At 30.0% G+C, this 710-nt stretch carries 1 pseudogene; it reads right to left on the bottom strand.

Going from position 1 to position 710, the window contains the following annotated elements:
• Positions 1–710: pseudogene (locus IR151_RS20025) on the bottom strand (penicillin-binding protein); the annotation flags it as partial.

The raw sequence follows: 710 nt of genomic DNA, 5'->3' as shown, positions 1-710 counted from the left end.
CACGACCCATTACACCAGGTATTTCTATAAAAGCATTTGAATTATTCTCATCTATTATTTTAGTATTAGCTAAAAAACCTGGAGTTTTATCAGAAACACCAAGAATTGCTTTAACAGAACCAAACATATAGTATTGAGAAGTATATTTTTCATCTACTAGATAGTAGCCTTTTTCACCTCTTTTTTCCCATGCTTCTTTGACACTATTTGATATATTATTGCTATCTACCTTTTGAGCTACATAGTATAAACTTGCTGTCTGACCTAATCCAGGAACATCATCATAAGAGCTCATATTTAAATATGTGATATTATTTTTTTCCTTTACAAATTTTAGGCAACTATTACCTTTTTCAGATACGAATCTATCTTGACCTATGTATACATATTTATCTTCAGGTCCATTTTCTATGTATGGAGAAGATACTGTTAGAGTACCATTATCATTAACATCAACTTTTAGCATATTTGAAGAAGCATAAAGTCCACTATTTTCTTTTAAATAACTTGGCATTTTGACTTGTTGTGGCTTACTAAATGTTTTATCAGGTTTTATTTCTTTAATTTTACCTTTTTCTTTTAATGCAGATAGTAAAATTTCTTGTCCGATTACTTCGTTAAGTTGACTACTTCCACCAGAAGAAACAACTGCAACTGCCATATTTTCATCTGGAAGCACTGTAAGATTACTATGGAATAATAAAGAATCT

It is taken from the genome of Clostridioides sp. ES-S-0006-03, assembly GCF_020662275.1.
Classification (GTDB): domain Bacteria; phylum Bacillota; class Clostridia; order Peptostreptococcales; family Peptostreptococcaceae; genus Clostridioides.
This window is presented reverse-complemented; position numbering and strand designations above follow the sequence as displayed.